Annotated in this window: 8 protein-coding genes; all 8 read right to left on the bottom strand. The window is 57.0% G+C overall.

Going from position 1 to position 14,607, the window contains the following annotated elements:
* Nucleotides 1-41 precede the first annotated feature (41 nt).
* The 8 genes from WJU16_RS08345 to WJU16_RS08310 all read right to left on the bottom strand — a co-directional run bounded on the left by WJU16_RS08345 (nt 42) and on the right by WJU16_RS08310 (nt 14,442).
* Nucleotides 42-1,892, bottom strand: coding sequence for a family 20 glycosylhydrolase (locus WJU16_RS08345; RefSeq protein WP_341838653.1), 1,851 nt, complete (start codon nt 1,890-1,892; stop codon nt 42-44).
* 118 nt (nt 1,893-2,010) lie between these two features.
* Nucleotides 2,011-3,171, bottom strand: coding sequence for a sialidase family protein (locus tag WJU16_RS08340; RefSeq protein ID WP_341837862.1), 1,161 nt, complete (start codon nt 3,169-3,171; stop codon nt 2,011-2,013).
* 9 nt (nt 3,172-3,180) lie between these two features.
* Complete coding sequence (locus WJU16_RS08335; protein WP_341837861.1) at nt 3,181-4,668, bottom strand: sialate O-acetylesterase; 1,488 nt, start codon at nt 4,666-4,668, stop codon at nt 3,181-3,183.
* Nucleotides 4,665-5,858, bottom strand: coding sequence for an AGE family epimerase/isomerase (locus WJU16_RS08330; RefSeq protein ID WP_341837860.1), 1,194 nt, complete (start codon nt 5,856-5,858; stop codon nt 4,665-4,667). Before WJU16_RS08330 ends, WJU16_RS08335 begins: the two co-directional genes overlap by 4 nt.
* Nucleotides 5,859-5,869: 11 nt before the next feature.
* Nucleotides 5,870-8,497 carry a sodium:solute symporter family transporter gene (locus tag WJU16_RS08325; protein WP_341837859.1) on the bottom strand — a complete coding sequence of 876 codons (2,628 nt, stop codon included), beginning with the start codon at nt 8,495-8,497 and terminating at the stop codon, nt 5,870-5,872.
* A 5-nt stretch (nt 8,498-8,502) separates the two neighbouring features.
* Nucleotides 8,503-9,438 carry a dihydrodipicolinate synthase family protein gene (locus WJU16_RS08320; RefSeq protein ID WP_341837858.1) on the bottom strand — a complete coding sequence of 312 codons (936 nt, stop codon included), beginning with the start codon at nt 9,436-9,438 and terminating at the stop codon, nt 8,503-8,505.
* 36 nt (nt 9,439-9,474) lie between these two features.
* Nucleotides 9,475-11,046: a RagB/SusD family nutrient uptake outer membrane protein gene (locus WJU16_RS08315; protein WP_341837857.1), complete on the bottom strand. Its 1,572-nt coding sequence runs from the start codon at nt 11,044-11,046 to the stop codon at nt 9,475-9,477.
* A 24-nt stretch (nt 11,047-11,070) separates the two neighbouring features.
* Complete coding sequence (locus WJU16_RS08310; RefSeq protein ID WP_341837856.1) at nt 11,071-14,442, bottom strand: SusC/RagA family TonB-linked outer membrane protein; 3,372 nt, start codon at nt 14,440-14,442, stop codon at nt 11,071-11,073.
* Nucleotides 14,443-14,607: the final 165 nt, after the last annotated feature.

Below are 14,607 nucleotides of genomic sequence, written 5' to 3'. Positions count from 1 at the left end.
AATCATTTTTACCCTGCCCGTGGCGCCAATCACGTAGGTTGCTATTCGTTGCGGCAAGGCAGGAAGGTGAACATCCATTTCACGGGGTTCTGCCAGTCGCGGCCTTTGAACGAGGCTACGGGCGCCTTCACTTCCACGATGTTCCAGCCTTTTTTGAGGTATACTTTCGCGGGAGCGCGGTAGGCGTACCCTTCGTTGGTGTAAGGTGTTTCCAGGGTGATGGTTTTGCCTGCGCTTGCCCAGACGGGCGGGGGGATGAGGGCGCCGTTCACGCGGATACTGCTGCCACGGTTGTCCCATTTGCCGGCGATGGGTGGCAGGGATGCGTGGGAACGGGAATAATCGTGGAATCCTATCCAGCAGTCAGTTTCTCCGTCGCGGTCGCTCCAGATACGGGTAGATGCGTACCAGGTGGTGTTTTCTGCGGGAGCCGCGAGTACTCCTTGCAGGTTGGGCGCCCACCAGTGCCGGAGGATCACCGTGCCGCCGGTGGCCGTCTGCGATGGACGGACGCTGGCGGTGTCGAACTCCTGCGCGGTGTTGCCCCCATTGGCGAATGGACCGTATAACTGCCACTGCTGGCCGCTTTGCGGGAAGTAAGTGAAGGGCATCCCTTCAAAATACCGTACTTTATGCGCGATCAGCCGCTGCTCGAACCCGGCGAATTCCGCCGCGATACCCGGGCCGATCGCCACCGTGATGCCCGGTGTTCCGCCGCCTTTCCAAACGCGCTCCGCGAAAGCGAGGAGCGAAGGGTAAACGGGGTTCATCGTCATCACATCTTCTTCCGCCGCCACATTGCGGTCGTGCCAGAGGCAGAGCGTGGCGCCGAGCGCGGAGGCATTGCCGGCCGGCGTATTGCAGAACTGGCGCTGGTAGATGCTGATCACGCTTTCCAGCGGGTCCATGTGGTTGATGTAGAGCTGGCGCGAATCGATGTATTGAATGGAGTCGTTGCCATGATCTACCGATCCTTCCGACCACAATTGCCGGATCACGCTTTCTGGGAAGTTACCGCCGGGCATCCAGCCGATTACTTTCCTGCCCATGCTTTCCGCCAGCCGCGTCATTTCCGGCAGGAAGCGCGGGTTGGTGATCTTCACTTCATCCGCGCCGATGTGCAGGTAAGGCAGGTCGTATTCTTTACAAAAGTCTTTCACGATCTGCGCTACGATGGCCATTCCGGAATCGCTTTGCATATCGTAGCCCATTGCCCTGCGGAATGCGGCGCTGTGGCCCGGCATGTCGATTTCGGGTACCAGTACGATGTGGCGCTCGCGGCAATAGCGGATAAGTTCGTGGAGATTTTCTTCCGTATAAAATTTCCCTTTCTGCCGGGTCATGTGCCGCGCTTCGGTGAGTTGCGGGTAGCGCTTGAAATGAAGCCTCCAGGCCACGTCTTCTGTGAAATGAAAATGAAACACATTCATTTTGTACCGGCTCATCACGTCGATCTGCTGCTTGAGGAGATCCATGGGCTGGTAGTTTCTGCCCACGTCCACCATGTAAGACCGCCAGGAGAAAGCCGGCCAGTCGCGGATGGCGCTGCCTTGTACATAACCGCCGGAAGTAAGCTGGAGGAGGGTTTGCAATGCATTGAAAGCGCCGTGGGCGGAAGGTGCGGTAATTTTTACCGCTTCGTCGCTCACGTCAATGGTGTAAGATTCCTTTGTAGTCACAGGAGCGGAGACGGCGGCCTTTTCCAGGATGATCACCCGTTCCCGCTGCTTGCTTTTCGCCAGCAGCCGGATGTTGCGGAAACCTTCCGCACGCAGCGAGGCTTGCAGGCGCTGGGCTTCGGTCCGCAAAGCGGGATCGGCGCAAATAATAGCCATGCAGGTTGATAAATTGAACTGCGCGTCGCGCCAGGCCAGCTCCGCCGGCTCCGGCAGAAGGGCGGGATGCTTTTTTCCATAACCTCAGCATGGGATAATGGCGCAGTGGCGCCCGCATGCAGGGGATTAGACAGCAAACATGCGGCTATCAGCCGTGGAAAGAGGAATTTCATGATCAATAAGCGATATTGGTAAACATGATCTGTTTGTAATCGTCGTACTCGAACAGCACGCCTACTTTCTTTCTGCCGGTGGGCACCAGGTCAGAATACGCCGTATGCGAATGGCGGCGCGGATTATCCGGGCGTTGGGCGATGGTAATGTTTTTGTACCAGCGCTTGCCGTCGTTTCGGCTCACGCGCAGCACGAGGTTGTTGCGTTGCACGGTATCTGCGTTGTTGCAGAATAGCAGCGTGCGTTTGCGGCCATTTCCGACGCTGAGCACGGAACCCTGGCACACGGGATCGGGCAGTTGGCGGTCGAAGTAGGTGGTGTCCCACGATTGCCCGCCGTCGCTGCTTTCAGCGATAATACGGTAACGGTCGCGGCCCTGCTGGTTGCGGATGTTCATCACCATCCGGTTTCCTTTCAGCTGCGCGGCCATGGCTTCGTTGCCGCCGGGAATCGCTACGGTTTCGCTGAGGTGGAAGGTTTTGCCGTGGTCGTCGGTGTAATATCCATGCGCTTTGTAATCGGAGAAATCGGCAATGGGTTTGCCGGCGGAGTGGTTGGCGGAAATGAAGATGCGGCCCTTGAACTGACCGTCGGCGAACTGCATGGCGTGGCCGGGCGTGTTGGCATAGCTGCGCCAATCTTCCTTGAAATTGTACGCCGGATTCCTGTCGGGCATGTTGGGCCGGTGGGTTTGGGTGGTGATGTTTACCGGTGCCGACCAGCTGATGCCGCCGTCTGTAGAAGTGACGTACCACACTTCGCGGAGCCCTTTTCCTTTCCGCACTTCTCCTTCATGGTTGTCGCCTGTATTGTAAAACAGGAAGACGCGGCCTTTGGGATACGCGGGATCGGTAAGGTCCGCCACAGGCGCGGGGTTGCCGGCCTGCAGGTTGCTGTAATCCACGACCGTCCGCAGCGCGCTCCATGTTTTTCCACCGTCGGCGCTTTCTTTCAATACGATATTGATATCGCCGAAATCCCCGGCATGGTCGACGCGGCCTTCCGCAAAAGCCAGCAACTTGCCGCCGACGGAAACGATGGCGGGAATGCGGTAACTCTTATGACCTTCCTGCCCGCTGGTGAAAACGGGCGTAAACGTTTGCGCGCCGGCATGCCGGGCCAACAGCAAAATGACGATAGAAAGTAAATACCTGTAGATCATGATCATTTTTTAAGGTTCGATACGGAGGCGGAAGGTGGAAGCCGGCAAGCCGGCGGCATTCACGAGGTTCGCGCCCGTAAAAGGCTGCCATCCGTAATATACGAAAGCAGGCCTTTCGGGAGACCGGATTTCCACGGTATTCCCGCGGATCTTCGCTTCCGCGGGATGTGTTCCGTCCAGCGAGAACCCTTTCAGCCAGGCGCCATCCGCCGGCTTCAACCCTTCCGCCCATGTAAAAAATATTGTCACGGTACCATCGGCATATACTGCCTTTTCGGCCAATGGGCCCGAGGGTACCACGTTTTTCATTCCATAATAATCGTACAAGGCCCAGGCCGCCAGCCGCTGCCCAACGATCCGCTTGTTGGTGGGATGTACGTCGTTGCGGGCGCCCACGTCGCTGGAAACGGCCATGCCGGAGCGGAGGATGTGTTGCAACATGATCCGCTGTCCGTCGCGGAACTGCGGCCAAAGCTGCGAGCGGTAGCCCGTACTGTCGATCGAGGAAAGCTGCACGAAATAGCACGGCGCACCGGGCCAGTATTCCCTGTAGGCGTTGACCATCAAAGCGAACAACTGCCCGTATTCCGCAACGCGCGCCGTTTCCTGTGCGTTGGTTTCTCCCTGGTAGAAGAGAATGCCTGCGATGGCGGTGCTTGTCCATGCGCGCAATCCTTTTTCGAAAGCGAAACCGGGTTGGTAACCGTGCGCGGGGCCTTCGGGGCTTTCGGTATGCCCGCGGTTCTGGCGCCCTCTTTCCCGCGACCAGTCCGGAAGGGCTGGATTATCCAGCCAGTTGCCGCGCGTTTTCCGCGCGAAGCCGCTATCGGCCAGCAGGGCTTCTTTCGGGATGAACGTTTCCAATGGCGCGCCGCCGATGGCGAGATGCACCAGTCCAACGGGCACGCCTGCCTGCTGCGTTACCTTTTCCGCGAAATAATAGGCTACGGCGCTCATGCCGGGCATCGATGCCGTGTCGCAGGGTTGCCAGGCGCCGCCGGTATAGAAACCGCCGCTGTCGAGCAGGCGGGACAGGCTGTCGGGGAATGGCTGGTTGTAAATACCTTTCCCGGCGTACTTCGGATTGTAAAACCGGATGTTTTGACCATTTAAGTTTTTACGCGCTTCGGCATAATGCGCCTCGCTCCGCATGGGGAATTCCATGTTCGATTGCCCCAGGCACAGCCAGACGTCGCCCACGAGCAAATCCCGGAGCGTGATGCGCGCTTTTCCTGCCTGGATCAGCATATCGGCAGGCGTGGCGCTGGCAGGCAGTGGCCGGATGCGGATGCGCCAGGTACTGTCGGGCAGCGTACGCGCGGATGCGGAGCGCCCCTTGAAAGTGAGGCGCACTGTTTCGCCGGGAGTGGATTTCCCGGAAACGGTAATGGGTTGATGGCGCTGGAGGACCATGTGATCCATCCAGGCAGGATCCGTTTTAAGCTGCCCGAAAGCCAGCGCGGGAAAGAAAACCAGGTATGCGAGGCTCCGGATCATACGCTGCTTTTTTGCAGATGCGCGGTCAGCAATTGCCGGCAATACCATTCCTGCCGCGGGAGGTGGAACGGGCCTTTGAACAGGTTGCCTTTCGCGGTTTGCGCGATGGAGCCGTCGCGGTGCAGGTATCCGAACCATTCGCCGTGTTCCTTGTCGTGGAAGCGGGTGTAGGCGTAGGCATGCACCTGCCGGTGCCATTGCGCGTATTTCGGGTGGCCGGTTACGAGGTAGGCGAGAAGCGTGGCGATGATGGCTTCGTTATGAGGCCACCAGAATTTCATGTCCTGCCAGTATTCTTGAACCGGTTTGTGGTAGACGTCGCGGAAATAGAGGATGCCGCCGTGTTGGGTATCCCATCCCCGTTCCCACATGTAATCGAGCATGCGGCAGCCCAGGCTGATGAGCTGGGGATCGTTGTTGCGGTGTACCGCTTCCTGTAAAATGAACCACGCGCCTTCGATGGCGTGACCGGGATTGAGGGTGCGGCCGTCGATGTGGTCGATGATGCTGCCGTCGGGCGCTACCTGTTCCATCACGCAGCGGATGTCATCTTTGACGAAGTATTTTTCAATATCACCGATCCATTGGGTGATAAGCGCATCGCAACGCGGATCGCCGATGGCGTCGCGGAGCTGCTGCGCGGTGTTGAGCATGATCATGGGAACGCCGATCCCTTTGGCCGGGCGCGTCGGTTCAAACTTCGGTTCCAGCAGACCGGGCGTGGTGGCGTATTCCACGCATTTGCCAAATAGCGCCCGCGCGCGGGTGGCTGCTTCTTCGTTGCCGGAGGCTTTGGAATATGCCGCCATGGCGATCACGGCGAAAGTTTCGGAGAAGAAATAACGGCGCTTACGGATGGGCGCGCCATTTCTCGTTACATGGAAAAACATCCTGCCGTCGGTGTCGAAGCAGTGGTTGATAAGAAATTCATATCCCAGTTTCGCCCCTTCCAACCATTCCGGTTTTGCTTCCACGGTATTGTATAACGTCGACAGTAACCACGTTGCCCTCCCCTGGATCCAGACCGCCTTGTCATCGTCGATGAGTTCTCCCGTGGCATCGCGCATCAGCAGGAATCCGCCGTGCTCGTAGTCGAAGGATCGGGGGAACCAGAACGGGACGGTGTTGTTCAGCAGTCGATCAGCGTAAAAATCGCGTAGCGATTCCAGTTCCTGTATATTGTATCGCATAAGGTTCATTTTTATCGGTGAATAGTGAGGCCCTGAATCTGTTGCATTTTCGGAAATACGAGGCTCCACGCATATCCTGCGATCACGCAGGAAGCGAGCCCTGTAAAAGCGTACATCAGCAGGTGCATGGATGTGAATCGAAGGAGTATTACCTGTATCACCGCACTCACCACAAATCCCGCCACAGCGCCGGCGCCCGTTGCGCGGCGTGTGAAGATTCCCAGTACGAAGAGCCCGCCCACACCGCCGGTGAACAATCCCAGGATGAGATTGAACTGGTCCCACAACGAAGTGGCGCCGTGTTCCGCCATCGACCACGCAATCCCCGTGCCCGCGATCCCCACGAGCAGCGTGGTGATTTTCGCGGAGCGGAGATAATATTTATCTTCCTTTCCCGGCGACAACCGGCGTAAAAAGTCATTCACAAAAACGGTAGACACACCGTTCAGACTGCCATTCAAACTGCCCATCGCCGCCGCGAAAATCGCGGTGATTACCAACCCGGCCACCCCGGCAGGCAACTGCGTCACGATGTACCACGGGAAAATCGTGTCCTGCGCGTCCAGCGCCATGTTCACCTGCCCGGGATGATCCCGGTAAAACAAAAAGAGTAGCGTGCCGATGGCGAAAAATATAATTGTGGAAGGCAACGTCAGCCATGCGCCCAGCCGGAGGCTCTTCACGGCGGTTTGCTCGTCGGGCGTGGTGAGATAGCGCTGTACCACCGTCTGGTCGCAGCCGTACTGGATCAGGTTGAGCGTAAATCCGCCGATGATCACCACCCAGAAGGTGGCGGAGGAAAAATCAAACCGGAAATCAAACAGCTTTAGTTTGTTGTATTGTTCAAGCGTCTGCGTCACAGCCGCGGTATCGCTCGTAAGCGACATCGGGATCAGGATCAGCGCCAGCAGCGCGCCCGCCAGCAAAATAATCACTTGCACTACTTCCGTCCATATCACGGCCTCGATGCCTCCAAGCACGGTGTAAAACAGGCTCACGGCGCCCATCAGCAGGATGCTCAATTTCACATCGATTCCCGTTACAACCGACAATGCAATAGCCGGCAAGAGGATTACGATGCCCATCCGCCCGAGTTGCAGCAAAATATACATGCCCGCCGACACGGAACGGACGGTATAGCTGAATCGTTTTTCCAGGTATTCGTAAGATGACGTAACCCCCAGTTTGCGGTAGTATGGAATGAAGAAGCGCACCACGGCCGGCATGCAGAGAATAATGGTCATCAGCAGGAAGAAGTAGGACCAGTCGGTGGCGTAGGTTTTTGCAGGAATGCCGATGAACGTGATCGCGCTGAGTTTGGCGCCGAAGATGCTCAGCCCGGTGGCCCATCCGGGGATCTTTTCGCCGCCTTTAAAGTAATCGGCGGTGGAATGCTGGTGGCGGGAAGTCCATAACCCGATGGCGATCATCCCCAGGAAATACAAAGCCAGTACGATATAGTCGGTGGTGGAGAAGTAGGAGGGCTTGCTGATGGAGCCTTTTAGCACGTCCGTCGTGCGTGTTCCCGGGCGGATCTCGCCGCTGGGAATGTAGATGTCGCCGTTCCACTTCACGGCGGTGGCGGTTACGGGCGGGGAAAAGGGGAGTTGCCCGGCGACGGTCCAGGTGTCGGTGATGGTATTGTACAGCAGCAGGTCGGTGTTGAAACCGGGATGATGCTCGAGGATGTTAAGTTTTGTTGTTTTCAGCCGGGCCAGTTCATCGCCTTCGGCGCGGGCGATTTGTGCGTTGAGGGTTTCGATGTTGCGGAAGATGTTGCCTTTGTCGCCGCCGGTAACGAGGATGTAGCTGGCGCCTGTAGACACGGCGGTGGCGGCGGACAGGTTAGTGACGCCGTTGTTGTCGCGGATGGGCGCGATGGGCGACCATTGGTTGCGGGCGGGGTCGTAGCTCCAGGCCTGGGAGCATAGCTCGCTGATGCCCGAATCGGTGCGCGCGCGGCCTCCCAGGAGGTAGAGCTTCGTTTTCGATCCATCGGATTGCGCTGCCATCACGCTGTGCGACAGCGCTTTGGGAATGGTGGTGAGCGTTTTCCAGGCGGGGTTGGCGGCAGCCAGATCGATGGAAAGGAAAGCATCGGAAACGCGTTCGGTGTTTTCTCCGCCGGCCACGTACACGGTGGAGCCGATGGCGGCGGCGGTGGCGTTCGTTAGCGGGAAAGGCAATGGCGGCAGGTCTTTTGCGACCACCCGCCCCTGCGATCCATGCCATTGGAGGAGGAACGTTTGCGCGAGGGGGCCGGTTTCATTTTCTCCGCCGATACAAACAACGCCGTCTGGAATAGTAGCGCTGGCACCGTAAGCGAGGCGTTTCCCCAGCGGGAATGCGGTTACGGTATCGCCGCGCATGACGTACACTTCGCTGCGGTAGGCTTTGGCGCCTCCGGCCCAGGGCATCCCGTCGGGGAAGTTGGCGCCGCCGGCAATCAGCAATGCATTGTTATGGATGCCCGTGAAGGCCCCCGCAACTCCAGGTTGCGGGGCGCCATCGGGCAGGGAGGGCAGCTTGGCGGCAACATCCCACCGGATATGGTTCGGTTGTTGCGCCTGCCCTTTATGGATCCAGGAAAAAAACAGGCTGGCTGTAAGCATGAATCGAATGTCTCGGATAAATCGCATGATGATCAGGAGTGAGTCTTGGCCGCTGGCCGGGATTTATAATGATCGAAGCCCAGGGCCTCCACATCCGCCCCGAACTGCGCGAACTGCGCCTGGCTCATGTTGGAAACGGGCAGCCGGAATGTTCCGCAGTCCAACCCGATCAGTTTCATATACGCTTTGCCGGTGGCGATGCCGCCGTATTTGCCCAGCAAACGGATCATATCGATCGACTGCTGCTGGAGCTGCGCGGCTTTTTCCAATTCGCCGTCTGCGAAAGCCTTCATAAGCTGGTGGTACAAAGGCGCGGCATAATTGAACGTGCTGCCCACGGCGCCTTTTGCGCCGATGGCGAGGGCGGAAAGCATGTTTTCGTCGCGGCCCCAGAGCATATCGTATTTCCCGTTCTGGTAATGCATGCAGGAGAGGTAGTCCATGAAATCTTCATGCGTATACTTCACCCCTGCGAAATTTGGAATCCGGCCGTCTACAGCTTTGAGCAGATCGATCATGGCGAAGTGGACGCCGTTGAGGACGGGGATGTGATAGTAATAAAACGGCATATCCGGCACCACGGCGGCAATCTCGGCGCAGCATTGGGCCAGGGCTTCCACGCTGGCGGGCTTGAAGTAGAACGGGCCTGTAAAGGAAACCGCGTCGATACCGGCGGCCTGCGCGTGCAGCGCCAGTTCCTTGCAATCAGCCAGGCAGGTGCCGCCGAGCAGGAGCATCACGGTGAAATCATCGTCGCCTTTTTTACATTCCACCCAGGCGGTGGTAACGGCTTTTTTCTCGGCGATGGTCATAGAAACCCCCTCGCCGGTAGACCCGCAGATGAAAGCGCCTGTTACGCCGTTGGCTTTCAGCAGGCGGTAATACTCCGGGATCAGTTTCCCGTTTATAGCTCCGGTCGCATCCATGGGCGTAAAGGGAGCGGCAATCAGTCCTTGCAAATGTTTCATGCTTATTTTTCTGGAATCGTTGTGATGATAATCGGGTTATTGCGGTTTGGCAGTGAGGTAGCCGGGTGTCTGGTTCACGAGCGGGTCGTTGGTCCAGATGGCGGGCTCCACGGGCCAGAGGATCTTGTATCCCTGGGTGGCTTTATCCAGTACGCCGAAAGGATGGGCGGCGGATTTGTACACCAAAGGCTCGCCGGCTACTTTCATGCGGCGCAGGTCGTACCAGCGCTTGCCTTCGAAAACGAATTCCTTGCTCCGCTCGCGGAAGATCGCCAGTTCATTGGCGTCCTGGCTGCTGTTTACGAAAGGCGCCGGATCGTTGCCGGGGCCATAAGCCCTGTCGCGGATGGCTTTGATGTATGTAGTGGGGTCCTGGTTTTGTGCATTGGCGATCTCTGCGAGCATCAGCTGGCGGTCGGCCTCGCGGTAAACCGGCCAGTCGTCGGCGAAGTAACGCTTATTGGCGTCGATGGTACCAAGGAATTTCACCAGCGCCGTGTTGCGGACGGTCACCACGTATGGAGTGGAGCTGGTAGTCACTTTGTAGTAGTCGTAGAATGTGGCGTTGCGGCGGGTGTCGGCAACGTCGTAAGACTGGAATAGCTCGAAGGTATACCTGTACCGCTGGATAATTTGTTGCGAATTTGTTTCGGCGATCTTCAGCGGATCGGTCAGGAAATTACCCACACCTTCGCTTACCAGCGAATCTTTGTAATGCAGGCCGTTGAAGTTGAAGGTGGAATAAGTGAAGGTGCCCACGCTCATTTCCGATTCCGCCACGCGGTAGCGGATCGCGAAGATGATTTCATTATTGCCTTTATTATTGTATGCGAACACATTGGCGAAAGCAGGCAGCAGTTGGGTGCCGCTGATGGCGTCCAGCGCAGTTTTCGCCTCAATGAGGTCGGCGGTGTTGTTGTATACCCTGGCGGACCAGAGGAATACTTCGCCTTTCAACATGCGCGCCGCATTGGGCGTGAACTGGGTTTTGTCGGTGGATGCCGCGGCGCCGAAGAGCCGCAGCGATTCGTTCACGTCGTTTTTCACAAGGGCCAGCACATCTGCTTCCGAAGAACGTGCTTTGCGCAGCTTCACCACGTCGATGGCGCCGTTCAGTACTTCCGGTTCGATACGGATGGGAACGCCGCCGTAAGTCCGCAGGAGGTGGAAGTAGTAAAAAGCGCGCATGGCGTACGCCTGGCCCAGGAGGTAGTTCTTTTTCTCGGCGGAGAGGAAGGCCACTTCATTTACTTTCTGGATGAAGAGGTTCAGTTGGAGGATCGGACCGTAAAAGCCTGCCCAGCCGCCTACGCCCGCGGAGTTTTCTTCGATCCGTTGTTCGATGATCTGGAGCTCGTTGAGCGATGTATTCTGGACGTCTACGTTGCTCATACCGCCACCGCGCATTTCCCCCAAACGGAAGAACTGAAACTGGTTGTCGCGGAACTGTTTGTGGAGGCCCACCATGAAGTTGGTGACCTGTACTTCGTTTTTCCAGAAGTTACCATCGCCGAAGTAGTCTTCAGGCGTAAGTTCCAGTGTTTTATGGCAAGAGGTGAGGACGACGGCGATGGTCAGCACCCGGAATATGTAATGTAGTTTGTTCATGTCGGAATTTGTTGAGTTCGTTTATCAGAATTGAAGGTTGGCGCCGAAGATCAGCTGCGTCGGGATGATGTAGGCACTGTTCTGGTTGCCGGTGCGCTCGGGCAGGTTGATCTGGCTGTTGGTGATGTATCCCAGGTTCTGGCCGGTAACGGTGAGCGTGAGCCCGTTGATGCGTGCCGGTTTGAGGATGTGGGAAGGAACTTTGTAGCTGAGGGAAACGTCGCGGAAGCAGAGGTAGCTGGAGTTGACCCAGAACATGCTGCTGGGACGGTCGTAGTTCTTGGTATTCAGCTGGTCGGCCCAGGTATAGCGGGGATATTTGGCGTTGGGGTTTTCCGGCGTCCAGGTGTCTTTCACCACATCTGTGGCGTTAAATTCGCCCTGGAAGCTGCCCAGCGCCCACATGTTCATGAAATCCTGCTGAATGTGGCCCAGCGCAAAGTCCATACGAACGAACAGCTGAAAGTTTTTGTAGGAAACGGTGGTGTTGATGCCGCCCGTCCAACGGGGAATGGTTCTGCCCAGACGGGTCATGTCGCGGTAGTCGATGGTGTCGTTCCGGTCGAGGTCGCGCCATTTCATGTCGCCGAGCTGCGTGGCGATGTGGTTGGTCAATCCTTTTTCAGTGATCAGTTTTTGGCTGGCCACGCGTTTGCCGGCCGCTGCACCGTATTGCACTTCCCCTGCCGCGATGTCGATCTTGTTGTAATCGGCCAGGTCTTTATCGTTGCGGATGATCCCGTCACTCACGAATCCATACACTTCACCCCATTCCATGCCTTCCTGTAATCCGCCAACCCATACCATCCTTCCGGAAGCGGGGTCAAATACCTGCTGGCCGCCCTGGCGGTTTTTGTCGTTGCCGTTGAAAGGCAGCTTCACGACGATGTTTTTATTCCAGCTGGCGTTGGCGGCAACCGACCAGGTAAGGTCTTTATTATTGATCACTTTATAATTAAGCTCCATTTCCAGCCCGCGGTTGCGCATACTGCCGTTGTTGGTGCGTATGGATGAGATGCCCGAAGAGGTCGGGAGGTTGATGTAAGTGAGCTTGTCGTCGGTCAGCCTGTTGTAATACGCGAAAGACGCGGTGAGCCTGTTGTTGAAGAACCCGAGGTCTGCGCCGACTTCCGCCGTTTTCGTTTTTTCCCATTTCAGGTTGGGATTTGAAATGGCGGTTTGGAGGTAGCCGGTGATGCCGTTGTAGGCGGCCTGCGCACCATAAGCGCCCTGCAGTTCGTATAAACCGATGGCGTTGGCGGTGCCGATGCCGATGTTGCCGTTCAGGCCGTAGCTGGCGCGGAGTTTCAGGTATGAGAGCCAGTCCGCGCTTTTCAGGAAGTTTTCTTTATGCGCCATCCAGCCGACGGAGCCGGCGGGGAATGTGCCGTATTGGTTATTGCCCAGGAGACGGGAATAACCATCATGACGAACGGTGAAGGTGGCGAGGTATTTACCGTCCCAGTCGTACATCAGGTTTCCGAAACCCGACATAATCCTTTCACGGTTGTGGTAGGAATCGGTGCCGCGAGTTTGGGTGAGATTGTTGTTGAGGGTCAGGCCCAGGTCCATGAAATCGTCGGTGGGCGCGAGGCGGCCGCTGGCGCTGACGCCTTTCCCATATGCGTCGAAGTATTCAAAACCGGCCAATGCGTCGATGCTGTGGCGGTTTATCTGTTTTTTGTAGCTGAGCGTGGCATTGTAGGTTTGGTTGATGGTGCGGTCGAAGCTGGCGCTGCTGGCGCGGTCGCGGTTCCAGCCTGCATTCGGGTTGGTGGCATTCAGGAGGCCGGTGCGGTAATCTTTGTTGAAGCTTTCATAAAAGCCTTCGTCATAGAACAGGATCGCCCCGATGCGGCCGGAGATGTCAGGCGTAAACTGGAAGTTGAAGCGCTGTGTGAGCGTGAATTTGTCGGTTTGGTTTTTACGGATGTATTTGTCGGCATTGTAAACCGGGTTGCCGTCGCTGGCGTCTCGGCCGAGGAGCAGTTCCCCATTGGCGTTGGTGCCGCGCATGGTGGGCGGGGCGGAGAGCATGCGGCCCCAGTAGTTGGATTCGCCGTTCACGAGGGTCTGGTCTTTCCAATTCGCCATGGCGTACTGGATGCCGGTTTCGGAGGTCAGCCAATCGCGGATTTTATAATCGGCGTTGCCGGTAAAAGTGAGGCGGCGGTAGAATACGTTGAGAGGAAGGCCTTCTTCGTCGAAGTAGCCGAGGTTGGCGTAGTACTTGCCGCGGTCGTTTCCACCTGACATGCCAACGTTGTAATCCTGGGTAACGGCGGGTGATTTGAAGGCATAGTCGCCGTAGTTAAAGTCTTTATAGATGAGTTCGGCGTTGGTGCCATTTGGATCGTAATCGCCGGCGGCATTTGTTTTCACGGCGTCGGTCATGGTTTTCCAGCCATTGTTGGCGCTGAGGAGTTCGCGGTTAATATCGTTGAGGCGCATGGTGCTCCAGATGGCGCGGGAGTCGTAGTTGCCGTCGAGGATGTTGCCGGCGCCGTCTTTATAAAGGTTCCCGGTGCCGCGGGGGCCGACTGCGGAGAGGGCGGAGGGAGCGAGGGTACCGTTTTTGATGGCTTGCACGACGCCCAGGCGGGTCCATTTAATATAGTCTTCCGCGGAGAGGAAGTTGTAGGGTGAGTTCATGTAGGCATAGCCGCGTTTCGCCTGGAGGTTGATGGAAGAGGTGCCGGCTTTGCCGCGTTTGGAGGTGATGAGGATCACGCCGTTGGAGGCGCGGGCGCCATATATGGCGGTGGCGGATGCGTCTTTCAATACCTCGAGGGAGCCGATATCTTCCGGGTTGATGTCGCTCAGGGAGCCGCGCACCTGGCCATCGATCACAACGAGGGGGGAGCCGGACCCGTCGAAGTTGGTGCCACCGCGGAGGATGATGCTGGGCATGGCGCCGGGCCTGCCTGAGCCGGTGGCTACACGAACGCCGGAGATGGTGCCGGCGAGCGCCTGAGCAGGGTTGGAGCGGAGGCCGGTTTCGAGAATTTTGTTGTCCAGTTTGGCGATACTGGAGGTAAGTTTCGATCTTTTGGCCGAACCGTAGCCGGTTATGACTACTTCATCCATCCGGGAGGCGGAGGAGGCGAGGACGATGTTAAGTTGGCGGTTTTGTCCGACGGTGATTTCCTGCGGGGTGAATCCGATGTAGGAAACGGAGAGGACGTCTCCGGGTTGAGCGTCGATGGAGAAATGGCCTTTGTCGTTGGATTGGACGGCTTTCTTTTTGGCTTTGATGACGATGGTGACCCCGATGAGAGGGGTGTTATCATCTCCGGAAACGACTTTCCCGGTGAGAGGCCCGGATTGTGGCCGGGCGGTGAGGGAGGTGAGGAGGCAGGTCAGGAAGACGAGGCCCCTTAAGCAAGCGAATTTCATAATGGAAAGGAATTTTGGTTGTATTATGTATAACATAACAAAAGTAATCAAATCCGGGAAGAAGCCAATTTTAAATCGACTTTTTGGGGATCCTTAACATAATTTCAACTAGAGAATGACATAAGCAATTGATATGCAGTCGTTAATGGCGGAAAATTGAAATCG

Origin of the sequence: Chitinophaga pollutisoli (assembly GCF_038396755.1) — a bacterium.
In the GTDB taxonomy this organism is placed as follows: Bacteria; Bacteroidota; Bacteroidia; order Chitinophagales; family Chitinophagaceae; genus Chitinophaga; species Chitinophaga pollutisoli.
The sequence above is the reverse complement of the archived record's forward strand: the minus strand, read 5'-3'. Positions and strand labels throughout refer to the sequence as shown.